This is a genomic window from Geminicoccus sp. (assembly GCF_036263595.1).
Taxonomy (GTDB): domain Bacteria; phylum Pseudomonadota; class Alphaproteobacteria; order Geminicoccales; family Geminicoccaceae; genus Geminicoccus.
Genome location: NZ_DATAGQ010000219.1, coordinates 16,918 through 36,291, shown reverse-complemented (window position 1 = coordinate 36,291; position 19,374 = coordinate 16,918). Strand labels below are relative to the sequence as shown.

The 19,374-nt window shown below is 66.6% G+C and carries 15 protein-coding genes; 7 read left to right on the top strand and 8 right to left on the bottom strand.

Going from position 1 to position 19,374, the window contains the following annotated elements:
* The first annotated feature begins 31 nt into the window (after positions 1-31).
* From VHL31_RS24230 to VHL31_RS24215, 4 genes are read left to right on the top strand one after another with little or no spacing between them, the layout of a single operon-like run.
* On the top strand, positions 32-1,894 hold the full coding sequence (locus tag VHL31_RS24230; RefSeq protein ID WP_329663820.1) for an extracellular solute-binding protein: 1,863 nt from the start codon (positions 32-34) through the stop codon (positions 1,892-1,894).
* 6 nt (positions 1,895-1,900) lie between these two features.
* The gene (locus VHL31_RS24225; protein ID WP_329663819.1) at positions 1,901-2,986 is read left to right on the top strand and encodes a microcin C ABC transporter permease YejB; all 1,086 of its coding nucleotides are present in this window, start codon (positions 1,901-1,903) and stop codon (positions 2,984-2,986) included.
* A complete protein-coding gene (locus VHL31_RS24220; protein ID WP_329663818.1) occupies positions 2,983-4,035 on the top strand; it encodes an ABC transporter permease in 1,053 nt (350 codons plus the stop codon). Before VHL31_RS24225 ends, VHL31_RS24220 begins: the two co-directional genes overlap by 4 nt.
* Positions 4,032-5,633 (top strand): ABC transporter ATP-binding protein, encoded by a 1,602-nt coding sequence (locus VHL31_RS24215; RefSeq protein ID WP_329663817.1) that lies wholly within the window; start codon positions 4,032-4,034, stop codon positions 5,631-5,633. Before VHL31_RS24220 ends, VHL31_RS24215 begins: the two co-directional genes overlap by 4 nt.
* A 29-nt stretch (positions 5,634-5,662) precedes the next feature.
* Here the strand turns inward: VHL31_RS24215 and VHL31_RS24210 are convergent, their stop codons facing one another.
* Positions 5,663-7,453, bottom strand: coding sequence for an IlvD/Edd family dehydratase (locus VHL31_RS24210; protein ID WP_329663816.1), 1,791 nt, complete (start codon positions 7,451-7,453; stop codon positions 5,663-5,665).
* A gap of 203 nt (positions 7,454-7,656) precedes the next feature.
* Here VHL31_RS24210 and guaB point away from each other — a divergent pair, with 203 nt between their 5' ends.
* A complete protein-coding gene (gene guaB / locus VHL31_RS24205) occupies positions 7,657-9,138 on the top strand; it encodes an IMP dehydrogenase (RefSeq protein WP_329663815.1) in 1,482 nt (493 codons plus the stop codon).
* Positions 9,139-9,269: 131 nt separating this feature from the next.
* A complete protein-coding gene (locus VHL31_RS24200; RefSeq protein WP_329663814.1) occupies positions 9,270-11,093 on the top strand; it encodes a putative bifunctional diguanylate cyclase/phosphodiesterase in 1,824 nt (607 codons plus the stop codon).
* A gap of 54 nt (positions 11,094-11,147) precedes the next feature.
* Here the strand turns inward: VHL31_RS24200 and VHL31_RS24195 are convergent, their stop codons facing one another.
* Positions 11,148-11,639 carry a gamma-glutamylcyclotransferase family protein gene (locus VHL31_RS24195; protein WP_329663833.1) on the bottom strand — a complete coding sequence of 164 codons (492 nt, stop codon included), beginning with the start codon at positions 11,637-11,639 and terminating at the stop codon, positions 11,148-11,150.
* A 1,624-nt stretch (positions 11,640-13,263) separates the two neighbouring features.
* Complete coding sequence (locus VHL31_RS24190; protein ID WP_329663813.1) at positions 13,264-14,046, bottom strand: NAD kinase; 783 nt, start codon at positions 14,044-14,046, stop codon at positions 13,264-13,266.
* 193 nt (positions 14,047-14,239) lie between these two features.
* Here VHL31_RS24190 and moaA point away from each other — a divergent pair, with 193 nt between their 5' ends.
* Positions 14,240-15,232, top strand: coding sequence for a GTP 3',8-cyclase MoaA (moaA, locus tag VHL31_RS24185; protein ID WP_329663812.1), 993 nt, complete (start codon positions 14,240-14,242; stop codon positions 15,230-15,232).
* Positions 15,233-15,236: 4 nt separating this feature from the next.
* Here the strand turns inward: moaA and VHL31_RS24180 are convergent, their stop codons facing one another.
* The 5 genes from VHL31_RS24180 to VHL31_RS24160 form a co-directional block, all read right to left on the bottom strand.
* Positions 15,237-16,091 carry an alpha/beta hydrolase gene (locus VHL31_RS24180; protein ID WP_329663811.1) on the bottom strand — a complete coding sequence of 285 codons (855 nt, stop codon included), beginning with the start codon at positions 16,089-16,091 and terminating at the stop codon, positions 15,237-15,239.
* Positions 16,088-17,170: a chorismate synthase gene (gene aroC / locus VHL31_RS24175; protein ID WP_329663810.1), complete on the bottom strand. Its 1,083-nt coding sequence runs from the start codon at positions 17,168-17,170 to the stop codon at positions 16,088-16,090. Before aroC ends, VHL31_RS24180 begins: the two co-directional genes overlap by 4 nt.
* A gap of 148 nt (positions 17,171-17,318) precedes the next feature.
* On the bottom strand, positions 17,319-17,468 hold the full coding sequence (locus VHL31_RS24170; protein ID WP_329663809.1) for a hypothetical protein: 150 nt from the start codon (positions 17,466-17,468) through the stop codon (positions 17,319-17,321).
* A 120-nt stretch (positions 17,469-17,588) separates the two neighbouring features.
* Entirely contained in the window at positions 17,589-18,416 is an 828-nt protein-coding gene (gene fabI, locus VHL31_RS24165) for an enoyl-ACP reductase FabI (RefSeq protein WP_329663808.1), read from the bottom strand.
* A gap of 41 nt (positions 18,417-18,457) precedes the next feature.
* Positions 18,458-19,348, bottom strand: a complete 891-nt coding sequence (locus tag VHL31_RS24160; protein ID WP_329663807.1) for a YihY/virulence factor BrkB family protein — start codon at positions 19,346-19,348, stop codon at positions 18,458-18,460.
* Positions 19,349-19,374 lie beyond the last annotated feature (26 nt).

Sequence of the window (19,374 nt, the reverse complement as noted above, 5' to 3'; positions counted from 1 at the left end):
AAGAGATGACAAAAGCGTCAGGACGGACCGGATGATTGATCGCCGCGGCTTCGCCAAGGCCGGCCTCGGGCTCTTGGGCTCTTCGCTGATCCTGCGGCCCGGGTTTGCAGCCGCACAGCAGGCCACGCCGTCTCACGGCCTGTCCATGTATGGCGACCTCAAGTACCCGCCAGATTTCACTCATTTCGACTATGTCGATCCGACGGCGCCCAAGGGCGGATCCCTGGTCCTCTCCGCGATCGGCACCACCTTCGACACGCTGAACCCGTTCGTCCTGCGCGGCGTGCCGGCGGCGGGCGTGGCCCTGGTGTACGAGACGATCGTCGAGAGCGCGCTGGACGAGCCCTTTACCGAGTACGGGCTCCTGGCCAAGACCATCGCAACGCCCGACGATCGCAGCTTTGTCGAGTACGAGCTGCGCGAGAATGCGCGGTGGCATGACGGTCGCCCGGTCACGGCGGAGGACGTCATCTTCAGCTTCGAGACGCTGCGGACCAGGGGCGCACCGGTCTTCCGCGTCTACTATGCCGACGTCGCCAAGGCCGAGAAGGTGGGGGAGGGCAAGGTCCGGTTCGTGTTCTCCGGGCCGATGAACCGCGAACTGCCCCTCATCATGGGCCAGTTGCCGATCCTGCCGGCGCACTGGTGGGAGGGACGCGACTTCGAGGCGCCGTCGCTCGAGCCCCCGCTGGGCAGCGGGCCGTACCGCGCTGCGAGGGTGGAGCCCGGGCGTTCCATCACCTACGAGCGCGTGGTGGACTGGTGGGGCGCGGACATCCCGGTCGCCAAGGGCCGCTACAATTACGGCCAGATCCGGTACGACTACTACCGCGATGCCAACATCGCGTTTGAGGCCTTCAAGGCTGGCGCGTTCGACTGGCAGGTCGAATCGTCGGCCCAGAAATGGGCCACGGGCTATACCGGACCGGCGGTGGAGAAAGGCCTGATCATCAAGGAGGAGATCCGCCGGGAAAGCGGCGGGGTCATCCAGGGCTACTGGTTCAACCAGCGGCGGGACTTCTTCAAGGACAAGCGGGTCAGGGAAGCGATCGGCTACGCCTTCGACTTCGAGTGGGCGAACCGTACGCTGTTCTATGACCAGTACACCCGCTGCAACAGCTACTTCTCCGGCTCGAATGTCTTTGCAGCGACGGGGCTGCCGCAAGGTCCGGAACTGGCCCTCCTGGAGCCGTTCCGCGACCAGCTGCCGCCGGAGCTGTTCACCGAAGCGTTCAAGCTGCCGGTCACCGACGGCTCGGGCAACAACCGAGAACAGCTGCGCACGGCTTTGGCACTGCTGAAGTCCGCGGGCTGGGAAGTCCAGGACCGGCGGATGGTCGAGGTGGCGACCGGCCGTCCGATGCAGTTCGAGATCCTGCTGGACAACCCCTTGTTCGAGCGGATCACCGGGCCGTTCGTGAAGAGCCTGGAGCGGCTCGGCATCGGCGCGCGCATCCGCACCGTGGACTCGGCGCAGTACCAGAACCGGGTGACCGAGTTCGACTTCGACATGATCGTCGAGATCTTCGGCCAGAGCCTGTCGCCCGGCAACGAGCAGCGGGAATACTGGGGCAGCAAGCCAGCCGCGCAGCCTGGCAGCCGCAACTATGCAGGCATCGCCGACCCGGTGGTGGACGCGATGATCGACAAGGTCATCTATGCGGCGAGCCGCGAGGAACTCGAGACGGCCTGCCGGGCCATGGACCGCGTCCTCCTCTGGGGCCACCATGTCGTCCCGCACTGGTACTCGGGCTACGACCGGCTGGCGCGCTGGGACAAGTTCGGCCGGCCGTCGGTGATGCCGCGCTACGGCATCGACCAGTATGCCTGGTGGATCAACGAGGCGAGGGAACAGCAGGTGGACCAGGCGAAGACCAGCCTGAAGTCCGGCTGACGCTGCGTGCTGGCCTATATCGCGCGTCGCCTTCTGCTGGTCATCCCGACCCTGCTCGGGATCATGCTCGTGAACTTCGTGATCATCCAGGCTGCACCGGGCGGGCCGATCGACCTGATCACCCGGCAGCTGCAGGGACAGGCGACGGAGGCGACGGCCCGGCTGGCGGGAACAGGTGGCGATACAGGGGGCAGTGGCCGCAACGAGGCCATGTCGCGGGCCTCGCGCGGCATCGATCCGGCGCTGCTGGAAGACCTGAACCGCCAGTTCGGCTTCGACCGGCCAGCGCCTGAGCGCTTCCTCAAGATGCTGGGCGACTATGCCCGGTTCGACTTCGGTACGAGCTTCTTCCGCGGCCGCCCCGTCACCGAGCTGATCGTGGAAAAGCTGCCGGTCTCGATCTCGCTGGGCGTGTGGACGACCCTGTTGACCTATCTGGTGTCGATCCCGCTCGGCATCCGCAAGGCGGTGCGGGATGGCACGCCCTTCGACATCTGGTCGAGCACGCTGGTCTCGATCGGCTACGCCATCCCGAGCTTCCTGTTCGCGGTGCTGCTCATCGTCCTGTTCGCCGGCGGCAGCTACTTCCAGTGGTTCCCCCTGCGCGGCCTGACCTCGCAGGGCTTCGAGCAGATGCCCTGGTGGCAGCAGGTGCTGGACTATGCCTGGCACCTGGTCCTGCCGGTGACCGCGATGGTGGTCGGCAGCTTCGCGTCGCTCACGCTGCTCACCAAGAACGGCTTCGTCGAGGAACTCGGCAAGCAGTATGTCCTGACGGCCCGGGCCAAGGGCCTGCCGGAGCGGCGGGTGCTCTACGGGCACGTGTTCCGCAACGCCATGCTGATCGTGATCGCGGGCTTCCCGGCGACGCTGATCGCCATGCTGTTCACCGGCTCGCTGCTGATCGAGATCATCTTCTCCCTCGACGGCCTAGGCCTGCTCTCCTACGAGGCCGCGATCAACCGCGACTACCCCATCATCTTCGGCACCCTGTTCATCTTCACCCTGGTGGGGCTGATCCTGAGCCTCGTCGCCGACCTGACCTATGTGCTGGTCGACCCTCGGATCGATTTCGCGCGGGTGCGGGTTTGAGCAGGCGCGGCTGGTTCAGGCTCTCGCCGATCGGGCAGCGCCGCCTGGCGCAGTTTCGCGCCAACCGTCGCGGCTTCGTCTCCTTCTGGCTGTTCCTCGGGGTCTTCTGCATCTCGATGGCGGCCGATCTGATCGCCAACCACCGGCCTCTGCTCGTTCGCTATGACGGCGCGTTCTACTTCCCGACCTTGGTCTCCTATCCCGAGACAACCTTCGGGGGCTTCTTCGAGACGGAAGCCGACTATGGCGATCCGGCGGTGGTGGAACTGATCGAGGAGAAGGGCTGGCTGCTGCGCGCGCCGGTGCCCTACCGCTACGACAGCGTCGTGCACGGCGTGGAACGTGCGCCCTCGCCGCCGTCGCGCCAGAACATCCTGGGCACCGACGACCAGTCGCGCGACGTGTTCGCCCGGGTGATCTATGGCCTGCGCCTGTCCATCCTGTTCGGGCTGCTGCTGACGGTCTCGGCCTCGGCCATCGGGATCACGGTAGGCGCGATCCAGGGCTATTACGGCGGGGGCATCGACCTGGTCGGCCAGCGGCTGATCGAGGTCTGGAACGGGCTGCCGCTGCTCTACCTGCTGATCATCCTGGCGAGCTTCATCGTGCCGGGCTTCTGGACGCTCCTGTTCATCATGCTGCTGTTCTCCTGGATGGCGCTGGTGGACATCGTGCGGGCCGAGTTCTACCGGGCCCGCTCCCTGGACTATGTCCGCGCCGCGCGTGCGCTTGGGGCCACCGACTTCACCGTCATGCGCCGGCACATCCTGCCGAACGCAATGGTAAGCTCGCTGGCCCTGATGCCGTTCGTGCTGTCCGGCGCGCTGACCACCCTCACGGCGCTGGACTTCCTCGGCTTTGGCCTTCCGCCGGGCTCACCGTCGCTGGGCGAGCTCCTGGCGCAGGGCAAGAACAACCTGCAGGCTCCGTGGCTGGGGATCACCGGCTTCGTGGTGACGGGCGTGATCCTCACCCTGCTGATCTTCGCGGGCGAGGCTGTGCGCGACGCTTTCGACCCACGCCGAGCCTCCCAGGTGCCAATCGAATGACGTTGCTGGAGGTTCGCGACCTCGGTGTGCGCTTCAGGGGCAGCCGCGAGGTGATCGCGGCCGAAGGCGTCTCGTTCACGCTTGACCGCGGGGAGACCCTGGCGATCGTGGGCGAGAGCGGGTCAGGCAAGTCGGTGACAGCGCTGTCGATCCCGCAGCTGCTTCCCTATCCCAAGGCCTATCATCCCAAAGGTTCGATCCGCTTCGAGGGCACCGAGATGATCGGGGCTCGCGAGGACCTGCTCCTGACGCTGCGGGGCAAGCGGATCGGCATGATCTTCCAGGAGCCGCTCAGCTCCTTGAACCCGCTGCATTCGATCGAGCGGCAGATCGGCGAGGTCCTGCAGCTTCACGAGGGACTGAGCGGCGCAGCGCTGCGCCGGCGGATCCTGGACCTGCTGCACGAGGTCAGGATCAAGGAGCCCGAGATGCGGCTGCAGAGCTTCCCCCACCAGCTCTCGGGCGGCCAGCGGCAGCGCGTGATGATCGCCATGGCGATCGCCTGCAAGCCCGACCTGCTCATCGCGGACGAGCCGACCACCGCACTCGACGTCACGGTGCAGGCTGCCATCCTGAAGCTCCTGGGCGAACTGCAGGCGGCCATGGGCATGGCAATCCTGCTGGTCAGCCACGACCTGGCGGTGGTGCGCAAGCTGGCGAACCGCGTCGCCGTGATGCGCCATGGCCAGATCGTCGAGCAGGGGCAGATCCGCGACGTCATGGAGGCGCCGCAGCATCCCTATACGCAACAGCTCATGGCGGCGGAGCCCAAAGGACCCCCGGCTCCCTCCAGGCTCGATGCACCGATCCTGATCCGGACCGAGGGCATCAGTGTCGACTTCCCGATCGGCGGCGGCTGGTTCAGCAAGCCCAAGCGGGTCGTCGCGGCCGTCAGGCACGTCAGCATCGACGTACCGGAAGGGACGACGCTGGGTGTCGTGGGAGAAAGTGGGTCGGGCAAGACCACGCTGGGCCTGGCCTTGTTGCGCCTCGTCGCGTCCAAAGGCCCGATCGTCGTTGCCAGCGAGCGGATCGATCATCTTGCCCGCGACGAGATGCGACGTCTCCGCCGCAAGCTGCAGATCGTGTTCCAGGATCCGTTCGGCTCGCTCAGCCCGAGGCTCAGCGTCGGCGAGATCGTGGGCGAGGGGCTGTTGATCCATCGGATCGGGATGAACGAGGAAGAGCGACGCCAGCGGGTGACGGCAGCCCTGTCCGAGGTGGGGCTCGATCCCGAGGCGATGGAGCGTTATCCCCACGAGTTCTCTGGTGGCCAGCGCCAGCGGATCGGGATCGCCCGCGCACTCATCCTCGACCCCGTCTTTGTCGTGCTGGACGAGCCGACATCGGCGCTGGACGTGTCGATCCAGGTCCAGATCGTCGACCTGCTGAAGAGACTGCAGGTACAGCGCAACCTGACCTTCATGTTCATCAGCCATGACCTGCGGGTCGTGCGCGCCGTGGCGCACCAGGTCGTGGTGATGAAGGACGGCCTTGTTGTCGAGGCTGGGCCTACCGAGCGCGTGATGACCCGGCCAGAGCATCCCTATACGCGGGCCCTGCTGCGCGCAGCCGTCGACCTGGAACCGGTCGACTGAGGCAGCTGGCGCTGCCTCAGTCGTCACGGTCAGTGGTTGCGGCGCGGCGTACCGTAGGTCTCGACGACCTTGAGGTAGAGGGTCGCCGGCTCCATGCAGGCACCGGTCGACAGCTGCCCGACCGTCTGCCGGTAGAGCTCCTGCCAGGGCGTCTGCGACGGCGGCAGCTTGGGCGGGTTGGCCTCGTAAGCCCTGCGCCGCTCCGCCATCTCCTCGGCCGAGATCAGCACGTCGAGCCGGCTCTGGTTCATGTCCAGCCGCACCTTGTCGTTGGTGCGGATGAGCGCGAGGTTGCCGCCCACGGCCGCTTCGGGGGACGCGTTCAGGATGGAGGGACTGTCGGATGTGCCGGACTGCCGGCCGTCACCGATGGTCGGCAGCGCCCGGATGCCCTTCATCATCAGCTTGGTCGGCGGCCGCATGTTCACGACCTCGGCGGCACCGGGATATCCCACCGGGCCGCAGTTGCGGATGAACAGGAAGCAGTCCTCGTCGATATCCAGGCTCTCGTCGTCGAGCCGGTCGTGGTAGTCTTCCGGACCTTCGAACACGATCGCCCGGCCCACGAACACGCCGGGGCTGGCTGGATTCTCCATGTACTTGGCGCGGAACTCCTTGCTGACGACCGAGGTCTTCATGACCGCGGAGTCGAAGATGTTCCCGGACATGATCACGAAGCCGGCTTCCGGCATCATCGGCTCTTCATAGGCCTTGATGACCCGGCGGTCGTGCGAGAACGGCACCGTCTCGTGGTTCTGGCCCATCGTCTTGCCCGTGACCGTAATCACGTCGGTGTGGATCTTGCCGACCTTGATCAGTTCCTTGATGACGGCGGGCACGCCGCCCGCCCGGAAGAATTCCTCGCCCAGGAATTCGCCGGCCGGCTGCATGTTGACCAGCAGCGGCTCGTTCTTGCTGAGCTCCCAGTCCTTGATGTCGAGCTCGACGCCCATGTGTCGGGCGATTGCGATGACGTGCGGCGGACAGTTGGTGGAACAGCCGGCGGCGGCAGCCACCATGATCGCGTTCTCGAAGGCTTGGCGGGTCAGCACCTTGGATGGCTTCAGGTCCTCGTGGACCATGTCGACGATCCGGGCACCCGTCTCGTAGGCCATCTGGCCGCGTTCGCGATAGGGGGCCGGAATCGCCGAACAGCCCGGCAGCGACATGCCGAGCGCTTCGGCCATCGCGTTCATCGAGGAGGCCGTGCCCATGGTGTTGCAATGGCCGACCGAGGGCGCCGACGCGCAGGTCATGTCCATGAACTCTTCGACGCTGATCTCGCCCTTGGCGAGCATCTGGCGCGCATGCCAGACCACCATGCCGGAGCCGGCGAGCTTGCCGTTGTACCAGCCGTTCAGCATCGGCCCGCCGGACAGCACGATCGCGGGCAGGTCTACCGTGCAGGCGCCCATGAGCATGGCCGGCACCGTCTTGTCGCAGCCGGTCGTCAGCACCACACCGTCCAGCGGATAGCCGTACAGGACTTCCACCAGCGAAAGGTACTGCAGGTTGCGGTCGAGCATTGCGGTCGGACGCTTGCCGGTCTCTTGAAGGGGATGGACTGGGAACTCCAGCGGAATGCCGCCGGCGTCGCGGATGCCGTCGCGCACGCGCGATGCCAGTTCCACATGGTGGCGGTTGCAGGGTGCGATGTCCGAGCCGGTCTGGGCGATGCCGATGATCGGCTTGCCCGACTGCAGCTCCCGGCGGGTGAGCCCGAAATTGAGGTAGCGCTCCAGATAGAGCGCGGTCATGTCGGGCTCTTTGTAGTCGTCCCACCAGTCCTGGCTGCGCAGCCGCCGCTTGGGACCACTCATCTCGATCCTCTCCCGATCACGAAGTTGCCGGCGCTTTTTGAAGGATGCACGGGGCTGGTGCAACGGTAAGTACGATGAATTCCAGATTGGTGCGGCAGCTTGAGCGGAATGCTGCAATGCAACCGGTGCATCCCTTATGTTCTGGCCGCGAGGGTGCTGGTTCGGTATACGCCGCCAACTTCAGCCACCGACGGAGATCGGACATGTCCAGCGCCACCTCGCTGCGTCTGCGCGAAGCGCTCACCTTCGACGACGTGCTGCTGGAGCCGGGACTTTCGGAGGTGCTGCCGACCGCGGTGGATGTCCGCACCAGGATCGCCCCCGACATCGAGCTGGGCATCCCGCTCCTGTCGGCCGCGATGGACACGGTGACCGAGGCGCCGATGGCCATCGCCATGGCGCAGCTGGGAGGCCTGGGGATCATCCACAAGAACCTCGAGGTCGAGGAGCAGGCCAACCAGGTCCGGCAGGTAAAGAAGTTCGAGGCCGGCATGGTCGTCAACCCCATGACGGTGACGCCGGACACGCGCTTGTCGGAAGCGCTTGCCATCATGGCGCGCTACGGGATCTCCGGCCTGCCGGTGGTGGACGGTCCGGCCGGCAAGCTGGTCGGCATCCTCACCAACCGCGACGTGCGCTTCGCCAAGATGACCGACAAGCCGGTCTCCGACCTGATGACCGCAAAGGATCTGGTGACGGTCAGGGAAGGATTCGAGCGAAGCGAGGCGCTGGAACTGCTGCACCGCTTCCGGATCGAAAAGCTGCTGGTCGTCGACGACGGGTACCGGCTCAAGGGCCTGATCACGGTCAAGGACATCGAGAAGGCGCAGCGCTACCCCAACGCCACCAAGGACTCCCAGGGCCGCCTGCGCGTGGGCGCAGCAACCGGTGTCGGCGAGGCCGGACTTGCGCGCGCCGAGGCGCTCATCGATGCCGGCGTGGATGTGCTGGTGGTCGACACCGCGCACGGCCATTCGCGTGGCGTGCTCGACGGCGTGAGCGCCATCCGCAAGCTGTCGAACGCGGTGCGCGTGATCGCCGGCAACATCGCCACGCGCGACGGTGCGGCGGCCCTCATCGACGCCGGCGCCGACGCCGTGAAGGTCGGCATCGGTCCTGGATCGATCTGCACCACCCGCATCGTGGCCGGCGTGGGCGTCCCCCAGCTGACGGCGATCCTGGACGCGGCCGATGCATGCGCGGCACGCGGCGTCCCGGTGATTGCGGACGGTGGCATCCGTGCCTCGGGCGATCTCGCCAAGGCGATGGCCGCGGGCGCCGACGCGGCCATGCTGGGCTCCATGTTCGCCGGCACCGACGAGAGCCCGGGCGAGGTGCTTCTGTACCAGGGACGTTCCTACAAGTCCTATCGCGGCATGGGATCGCTGGGTGCGATGGCGCGCGGGTCGGCCGATCGCTACTTCCAGGCCGAAGTCCGCGAGACGCTCAAGCTCGTACCCGAAGGTATCGAGGGCCGGGTGCCGTATCGCGGGCCGGTCGCCAACGTGATCCACCAGCTGGTCGGTGGGCTGCGGGCAGCGATGGGCTATACGGGTCAGGCCGACCTCGCCTCCATGCGCAGCCATGCCCGTTTCGTGCGGATCACCAATGCCGGCCTGCGCGAGAGCCATGTGCATGACGTGGCGATCACGCGGGAGGCGCCGAACTATCAGCAGGACTGGTAGGGGACGGCGGCGCCGGCGTCGTCAACGTTTTCTTTACGGACGGTCGTCTAAGGTCCGGAACAGGCCGCTTTGAGGTAGCACGGCCGGTCAGGACCATCCGTGTGACGCCCCACGCATCCTCGATACTCATCTTGCTGATCGCGATCGCGGGCGGCCTCGCAGGCTGCCTGTTCGTGGTTCAGCGACAGCGAACGAGGCATGCCCAACCCGAGCGTGAGGCGGCCGGTCATCCGCGCGAGGACGGCGGAGTGATGGCGTCACCGGTTGATCCTGGGCGGTCGACCGCCGTGGTCGACGAGCCGGGGACGATGCAACCTCATGCCGGCCTCCTGGAGGTGGACGTCGATGGCTGGATCACGGCGCTGGACGATCAGGCGACGAGGCTGCTGGGTGCCACCGACGGGGAATTGCATGTCAGCCGGATCCTGCCCGACCTGGTGACGGACGAGCATGGTGGCGGATTGCGCATCAAGGCCGGGGAGAGCCGGCTTCTTCGCGAAGGCGGTCATCTCGAGGTGGACGTCATGGTGGCGCCCTGGCGCAATGGCGGATGGCTGGTCGCCATCCGCGATGCCAGCGCGCAGCGCCGCCGTCTCCTCGAACTGGAGCGGCTGGCGCTTCATGATCCGTTGACCGGGCTCGCCAACCGGACCCTGTTGGCGGACCGGGCGGAGCAGGCCATGGCACTGGCAGACCGGCGCGGCGATCCTTTGGCCGTTCTCCTGCTCGATCTGGACCGGTTCAAGCAGGTCAATGACACGCTCGGTCATGAGATCGGCGATCAGCTGCTGCAGGAGGTGGCGCCGCGCCTGGAAGGTCCCCTGCGCCGGACGGACACGCTGGCCAGGATCGGCGGGGACGAGTTCGCCGTGCTCCTGCCGCCACCGACCAGCTCTGCCGAGGCCGTCGAGGTCGCCCGTCGGCTGGTGGACGCGATGAGGCCGCAGTTCCTGATCGATGGGTTCTCCCTTGGCGTGGGCGTGAGCATCGGCATCGCCCTTCGCCCGAAGCACGGCCACGACCTCGATTCGCTGCTGCGCTCGGCCGACCAAGCGATGTATGCGGCCAAGCGCGACGCGCTGGGACTGGTGCTTGCCGGGGACCCGGCGGAACTCGGCGTGATACGTGGTCCGGCACTGCGCGACGACATCGAGCGTGCGATCGCCGAGCGGTCGCTGGCCGTGTATTTCCAGCCCAAGGTCGAAGCCGGTTCACGCCGGGTGGCTGGGTTTGAAGGCCTGCTGCGCTGGAACCATCCATCGCATGGCTGGCTGAAGCCGGACGTGTTCCTGCCGGTGGCCGAGCGGGCCCGCCTGATGGGGCCGCTCACGGAGTTCGTGCTCGACGAGTGCCTGCGCTGGCATGAGTGCTGGCGCGGGCAGGGTCATCGGCTGGAAGTGGCGGCCAACCTCGCATCGTTCTGGCTGCGGGACGACCGGGTCGTCGACCAGATTGGCTCTGCCCTGACCAGGTGGGGAACGCCGAGGGGCGACCTGACCCTGGACGTGACGGAGAGGTCGATCATGTCGGACCCGGTCCGTGCGCGCCAACGGCTGTCGGAGTTTCGTGCGATGGGCTGCCGGGTCGCGATGGACGATTTCGGCACCGGCTATTCCTCGCTGGTCCAGCTTCAGTCGCTCCCGCTCAACGAGGTGAAGGTGCACCGCAGCTTTATCGCGCCACTGGAGGATGGATCCGCATCGGCGCGGATCGTGTTCCGCTCGATCGTCGGGATCGCCCAGGGACTGGGGCTGACGGCAACGGCGGAGGGAGTCGAATCGGAAGAGGTCGCCCGTAGCGTGGCCGAGCTTGGCTGCGAGTGGTTGCAGGGCTTCCTGATCGCGGAGCCCATGCGCGCCGAGGAGACCCTTGCCTGGCTGGACCGTTGCGCGGATGGCGTGCCTCACCAACCCGCTGACCGCGACCGAGCATATCCCACGCCAATGGATGCGTGACGGGCAGCCGCTGGACGGAGGCGCTGCGTGAAGCGGCGGTAACGCTGCTGCTGATCAGGCTGCCTTGCGCGGGCCTTCTTCATGAATTCGACGCAGGAAGGGGTGGTCGTCGTCAGGTTCCGGACAGCCGACCATCCAGCGTGGACAAGCCATCAGGTAGGAAGGTTTGTCATGCAGCGACCATGACAACGGGCACCACAGACGATGGTCGGCCGCCAGGACCTCGTCGAAGGCGCGAAACAGCCAGGCTTGTGCCAGGCCGCCATCCAGCAGCAGGACCTGGTTGCGCACCGGCTCGTACTCGCCGTCCTCGAACCATGCCAGCCGCACGAGGTCCCGTGGCCTCGGCGCAGCGAGTGCCAGTCCCGTCACCTTCGAAGCGGCATCCTCGACCAGACGCGGATAGACCACGCCTGGACTGGCGACGCGACGGAAGTCCGGCAGGATCGCAGGGGCCAGTTCCTCGGAACGGACGTCGCGATCAAGCACCAGGGTCAGCACCTCTTGATCCATGAGGGTGCCGTAGAAGAAGAACCAGTCGGACAGTCTTCGTCTCCACGTCAGAGCCGCCTGCTAGCCTGCCTTGCCAGCCGAACGCAAGGAGACGCCGGCTTCCCGCCGGCCGGCCAGTGAAGATCAGGGGTCGCATTGCCTCGCCTCGCCGGCGCGGCATCGCGCGAAACCGCATTCGCCAGAACTCGGGCGGCAAGGCATCGGCGAGGCACCATCAGGGTCACTCCTCGCTGGAGACGACGGGCATCGGATGCGGTCAGGTGGTCGCGCGCATGAACCGTCGCCAAACGTGGCGGCGCGCGGCCCGCCAGGGAAAGGGCAGCTGGTGCGCAGGCAAAGGGCAGGGCCGCGGTCGAGCCTGCAAGGCATTGCACGGCCTGTGATCGGACATGCTCGCTGAAGAATGCGCCGGCCGGTCTATGCTGCACCGAGTTCGCCCATACTAATGCCTGCAGAAGACCAGGCGTTCCGGCGTACCAGACAGCGGGTGGACGCGGCGACAGGCGGCCGGGTCGATTAAGCAAGCTTGCGCCAGCGACCGACGAACGCCGTTTCAGCCAGGGAACTGCCGTGAACATGTCTTGCCATTCCGCCGCCAGGTGAATGGCTTGTCCGGCACCGATCGCTTCCCTGCCGCCGGCTTGCGACCTTTCTGGCCCGAAGTGCCCGCTGTTGGTCGCCAACGTTACGGCTCGCTGGACGGGTGATGCTACGATCCCAAGGGCCTCCGGGGCCAGGACGGCGAGCGGCCTTGACTGCGGACGCCGTGGCCGCCTGGTTCACTGCTTGGCCATCGTACGGTTCGGCAAGGAGCGCAGGAGGAGCCGTTGCAGGGGGGCGCCTGGTGAGGCCGACCGATACTGGCTACCGTGCCTGCCGTACATTTGGTCGGGACCGTGGCTGCCGAAGAGGGCCTCGGTCCGCCTGCCGGGCCGCCCGGCGGCAGGATGGGCGTCGATTGACAGGTGCAGGAAGGCAGGGGCACCGGCCCTGGTGGCGGTGTCCGTTCAGGCGACATGGACCAAGCCGGTCGAGGGGTAAGGACCAGGAAGAGCCTGCCCTTACGCCGCTTCCGCTTGGGCATGACGCCTTTGCCTGGAGGCCTGCTTGTCGTCCTGTTGCAGGCGGGGGATCTTCCGCCATCCGGCGACCATGGTCAGCAGTTGGCCAGGCTGCGGACCGTTTCTCCCAGCTTGCGGAGCCTGGCTAGATAGGCGGTGCCCTATGGGCCTGGCCGATGATGACCTTCTGCCGCCGTCTGTGCCTCCTACCTGCTGTCAGCGGACGGATGAGCCTGTTACTGGGACGATCCGCTTCCTGCGGCGGGAAACCGGTTGCAGAGGTGAGGGTGTGGCTTTGGCCGGTCCGCAGGCGACTGGCGGGTCCCGCCAGCGACTGTAGCAGGCGCTCTTCGTTCTTGGCGGGATCAGGGCCGGCAGCATTCCGACTGGCGGCTCAGGCCGCCTTCCGTTCCTGCGTGGTCGTGCCGGCGCTGTCTAGCACGCATGCCTGCAGGCCACGCGGTCACGGCCGTCTGGCTGAAGTCCGGCAGGCCCCTAGCCAGCTGCCGACAACTGCACGATCGATGGAGCCCCGGCAGCGCCGCAGCCGTCGGTCATCATTGCCGGCGCGGCCGAAGACGCTTCGACATGGTCGGCTACGGGACGAACTGCTCCTTGAGGATCCGTTCCTCCAGGTGATGCTCGGGGTCGAAGAGGAGCTTCAGGGTGATGGTGCGGTCCTCCCAGATCTCCACTTTCACCACGTCGCGGACTTCCGTGTAGTCGGACACGGCGCTGACCGGCCGCTTGTCCGGGTCGAGGACGCGGATCGTGAAGCGCGCGTCGTTCGGAAGCAGGGCGCCGCGCCATCGGCGCGGACGGAACGGGCTGATCGGCGTGAGCGCCAGCAGGTTGGCGCCAAGCGGCATGATCGGACCGTGCGCGGAAAGGTTGTAGGCGGTGCTGCCGGCCGGGGTCGCTACCAGCACCCCGTCGCAGACCAGTTCCGGCAGCCGGGCCACGCCGTCGATCTCGATCGCTAGCCGGGCGGCTTGGCGGGTCTCGCGGTAGATCGACACCTCGTTGATGGCAATGCCGGACACGCTGGTACCGTCGGCCGCGGTCGCCTCCATGCGCAGGGGATGCAGCGAGACCTCGGTGGCCCGGGCCAGGCGCAGGTCGAGGTCGTCGATGCCGAACGAGTTCAGGAGGAACCCGACTGTGCCGAGGTTCATGCCGTAGATCGGCAGGCCGCGCGGCATCTGGCCGTGCAGGGTTTCCAGCATGAACCCGTCGCCGCCCAGGGCAACCACCAGCTGCGCGTCGTCAAGCCCTACGGTCGGCCAGCGATCCTCCAGCACGGCCATGGCACTGTCGGCCTCGGCCGTGTCGGCGGCCAGGAGCGCGATCTTCGGCATGGTCGTGACGTTGGCGGCCATCGTTCGGTCCGACCTCCCGGCGCTCGATGTACATGCTGGTTCGCCGCCCAGCTTTTGATCGCCGAGGCGGTTCACTTCCCGGCCCCGAGTGATTAAGTACCCTCTCAGAAGCATAGACAGGTGCTAGCCACGTGACCAGCGGCGCCGGTCGTGGCAATAACGTTCGCCGATGTCGGCCGATGCTGGGAATGCGATGCTGATCGATCCGTTCGCTCGGAAGATCTCCTATGTCCGCGTGTCGGTCACCGACCGGTGCGACTTCCGCTGCGTGTACTGCATGGCGGAGAACATGACGTTCCTGCCCAAGGCCGAGCTCCTGACGCTGGAGGAGCTCGACCGGCTCTGCTCGACCTTGGTGGAGATGGGCGTGCGCAAGCTGCGGCTGACCGGTGGCGAGCCCCTGGTCCGGCGCGACGTGATGTGGCTGATCCAGCAGTTAGGACGCCATCTGCAAAGCGGTGCCCTGGATGAGCTGACCGTCACGACCAACGGCAGCCAGCTCGCAAAGCACGCCGAAGGATTGGCAAAGGCCGGCGTGCGGCGGATCAATGTGTCCGTGGATACGCTGGACCCGGTGAAGTTCCAGGCGATCACCCGGTGGGGCAAGTTCGACAAGGTCATGGCCGGGATCGAGGCCGCCAAGCAGGCGGGGCTTGCGATCAAGATCAATGCCGTGGCGCTCAAGGGCGTGAACGAGGACGAGATCGACGGCATGGTCGACTGGTGCGGCCGGCAGGGCTTCGACCTGACGCTGATCGAGACCATGCCGCTCGGCGACATCGACGGCGACCGGACAGAGCAGTACCTCCCGCTCTCGCTCGTGCGCGCGCGGCTCGAGAAGCGATGGACGCTCAGCGATCTCGACTACCGGACCGGCGGCCCCGCCCGCTATGTCAGGGTGGCCGAGACGGGCGGCCGGATCGGGTTCATCACCCCGATGACCCACAATTTCTGCGAGAGCTGCAACCGCGTGCGCGTCACCTGCACAGGCACCATGTATATGTGCCTTGGCCAGGATGATGCCGTGGACCTGCGCACGCCGCTTCGCCTGTCGGAGGGCAATCAGGCCCTGGAGCAGGCGATCCGGGACGGGATCGCGCGCAAGCCCAAGGGCCACGACTTCATCATCGACCGTCGCCGCAACGTGCCTTCGGTCTCGCGCCACATGAGCGTGACCGGCGGCTGACGGCTCACCGCCGCGTCTCCCGCTCCAGCAGGGCGGGCAGGTCCTCGACGATCGTGAAGTGGTCGCGGTCCCCGCAGGTCGACCGCTCGACGCGGTTGCCGCAAGCCCGCCAGACCGCCTCGAACAGGCCGGCCTGTGCGTGGAAGGCCGGGCTCTCCAGCTGGCCAGCCGCCAGGATTAGGCTTGTCGCCTGCGTCTTGACCTGGCGGACCGGGCTCAACTGCTCGATGTCGTGATGGTCCAGCTGCAGGACGGGCTGCAGCCAGCTATAGGCGAACGGCGCCAGGTCGTAGAGGCCGCTCAACGCCACGGCCGCCGCAACTGGTTCGGCCGGCATGCTGCGCCAAGCCGACCAGTCGGTCGCCAGCATCATGCCCACCAGATGGCCACCTGCGGAGTGGCCGGAGATCGTGAGGCGCCGGATGTCGCCGCCGTGCACATCCGGATGATGGATGGTCCAGTGCAGGGCCGCACGGACCTGGCGGACGATCTCGCCGATCCGGACGCGCGGGCAGAGGGCGTAGTTGGGCACGACCACCGTGTAGCCCTGGGCCACCAGCGGCTCGGCCACGAACGAGAAGTCCTTGGCCGTGAACCTGCGCCAGTAGCCCCCATGGATGAAGACGTGGAGCGGGCCGCCCACTGGCCCGGGGAAGACGTCCAGATACTCGTCCAGGCTCGGTCCGTAGGCCACGTCCAGGCGGCCGTCGAGCCTGGCACGGGCCTGACGGCTGCGCTCGGTCCACCCGGCCATGCGGACGGCGCTGTCGGGCACGGCACGGCCGGCATCGTAGAGCCGGTCAACTTCCGCCGGCTCCATGGCCAGCCTGGGCAGGTGCATGGACTCCCGCTCCGTCATGGCATCGCGCCGCCATAGATCCCGCGGTGGCGCAGCAGGTGGTCGGCCAGCACCACCGCCATCATCGCTTCCCCGACCGGGACGGCCCGGATCCCGACGCACGGATCGTGCCGCCCCTTGGTCAGGATCTCGCTCTCCGCGCCGAAGCGGTCGACCGTGTGCCTGGGTGTCAGGATGGAGGAGGTCGGCTTTACCGCGAAGCGCACCACGATGTCCTGGCCGGTCGAGATGCCGCCCAGGATGCCGCCGGCGTGGTTGGAGGTGAACACGGGCTGCCCGGCCTCCATGCGCATCTCGTCCGCATTCTCCTCGCCGGAGAACCCGGCCGCCTCCAGTCCGGCGCCGATCTCGACCGCTTTCACGGCGTTGATGCTCATCATGGCCTTGGCCAGGTCGGCATCCAGCTTGTCGTAGATCGGTTCGCCCAGACCCGCTGGGACACCGCGTGCCACGACCTCGATCACCGCGCCCACCGACGATCCGGCCTTGCGCACGCCGTTCAGCAGGTCCCCCCACCGCGCGGCAGCCTTGGCGTCCGGGCAGAAGAACGGGTTCCGGTCGATCTCGGCGTCATCGTGCAACGCGTTCTCGACGTGGTCCTTGCCCATCTGGACCATGTAGCCACGGATGCTGACAGCGCTGCCCAGCACCTTGCGGGCAATGGCACCCGCGGCCACGCGGCTGGCGGTTTCCCGGGCCGACGACCTGCCGCCGCCTCGATAGTCGCGGATCCCATACTTCATCTCATAGGTGAAGTCGGCATGGCCCGGACGGAACTTGTCCTTGATGTCACCATAATCCTTCGAGCGCTGGTCCTGGTTGCGGATCAGCAGCTGGATCGGCGTTCCGGTGGTCTGTCCCTCGAAGACGCCTGAAAGGATCTCGACCGTGTCCGGCTCCTGCCGCTGGGTCGTGAACTTGGACTGGCCGGGCTTGCGCCGGTCGAGCCATCGCTGGATGTCGGGAGAGTCGAGGGGGAGCCTGGATGGAACGCCATCCACCACGCAGCCGATGGCGGGGCCATGGCTCTCGCCCCAGGTCGTGAAGCGGAAAAGCTCGCCGAAGCTGCTGCCTGCCATGATCTCCGACCGCGCCGTCCGATGCACTCCTCGGCCGCAGGTGCCGGAAAGCTCGATCTCGGGTCAAGAGGTGGGATGATCGTGAGACCACAAGAGTCCCGGAACAGGAAGGCAGGACCCTGCCTTCCTGTCTACCAGATCGGATTCGTTACGGGTTGGTTGCCGGTGCGGTGGTCGCCGGAGGAGTGGCCGTTCCGGCGGGCGCGGTCGGCGTCGTGGCCGTCGTCGGCCAGAACATCCACGCGAGCAGGATCACGATGATCACCGCGATCACGATATACCAAGTTCTCTTGTCCATCTTTTTCATCCTCCCTGCGAACACAGCAGATCGACATCATGGCCGACGTATAACGTGACGTCGACCATCCCGCACGTAAGCGGAAGTTTCCGGCACGGCAGCCGGTTCCTGGCAGGCGGGTCACACCACGGAAATGTCGGGAGCGTCCGCGGCCTTCATGCCGACCACATGGTAGCCACTGTCGACGTGCACGACCTCGCCGGTCGTCCCGCTGGCCAGGTCCGACAGAAGGAAGACGGCAGCACCTCCGACATCCTCGATGGTCGTGTTGCGCTTGAGCGGCGCGTTGTACTCGTTCCACTTCAGGATGTAGCGGAAGTCCCCGATGCCGGAGGCGGCCAATGTCTTCACCGGACCGGCCGAAATGGCGTTGACCCGGATCTTGCTGCCGCCAAGATCCACTGCCAGGAACCGGACCGACGCTTCCAGGGCTGCCTTCGCCACGCCCATCACGTTGTAGTGGGGCACGACCCGCTCGGCGCCCAGATAGGTCAGCGTCAGGAGCGAGCCGCCATCCGTCATCAGCGGGGCCGAGCGGCGGGCAAGATCGGTGAAGCTGAACACCGAGATGTTCATCGTGTTCTGAAAGTTCTGGTAGCTCGTGTCGACGTAGCGGCCCTTCAGCTCCTCCTTGTCGGAGAAGGCGATCGCGTGGACGACAAAGTCTAGCTTGCCCCATTTGGCCCCGATCTCGGCGAACAGGGCATCCATGGAAGCCGGATCCGTCACGTCGGCGGGCAGAACCAGTGTCGCCCCGGCGCGCTCGGCCAGCGGCATCACCCGCTTGCGCAGCGCCTCGCCCTGGTAGGTCACCGCCAGTTCGGCCCCATGCGCGGCGACGGCCTCGGTGATGCCCCAGGCCAGCGAGCGGTCATTGGCGATGCCCATGACAAGGCCGCGCTTGCCGGCGAACAACGGGCCTGCCGGCGTTGGCTTGGTCGCGCTCATGAGCAACTGTCTCCAAATGAAAAGCGCTGGTGCCGCGGTTCTTAACCGTGCACCCCCGGTGCAGGAAGAGGGCTGGGTGAACTTGCCCGGTCCACGGCGGCCGCGATCTGCGCGCCCAGCAGGAAGATCACCGCCGAAAGCCAGAAGAAGAACATCGTGACCATCACGCCGCCAAGGCTGCCATAGGTGACGGTCATGCTGCTGATGTTGCTCATATAATACGAAAAGCCAAACACCAGCACGTTCCAGACCACCGTCACGAACAGGGCGCCGACGGCAAGGCGGGTCATGGGGATTTGCCGCCCAGGCAGGAGCCGGAACAGGGTCATCGAGATCACGAACAGGATTGCGACGCCGACCATATGGCTGGACCAGCCGGTGACGATGCTGGTCGCGTCGGGATCCTGAAGCAGCTTTGCTGCGACCTGCAGACCGAGCGGGAGGATCACGGTGAGCGTGGTGAGCGCGATCGCGCAGAAGCCCGCGAAGAAGGTCAGCATCAATCCCTGCAACCGCCGCATCGGCCATCTTCTTGCACTGACCGTGGCGTCGAAGATGCGGTTCAGCGCGTTGCGGACGGCCTCGATGGCGCTGGAGGCCACCCAGAGCGTTCCGATCATGGACACGGTGAGCAGCCCTGGATGCGCCGCCCGCGTCACCTCGTTCACGACCGGCTTGACCCAGCCGGCCACTTCCGGCGGCAGCAAAGTCAGGATGAGCTCGATCGATTCGTTGGCGGCATCGCTCTGGCCGACCCAGCCGGCCAGCGTTACCAGGAAGATCAGGAAGGGCACCAGCGCGAAGAGCGTGTCGAAGGCGATGGCGGCGGCGTGGGTGAGGCCGTCGTCGATCAAAAAGCGCGTGACCGCCCGCTCCGTGATCTTGCGGAAGGAAAGGGCGGGCCGCGGGGCTAGGTCATGCGCAAGGGCCATGGAACGGATGTCGCATTCTCGCCGCC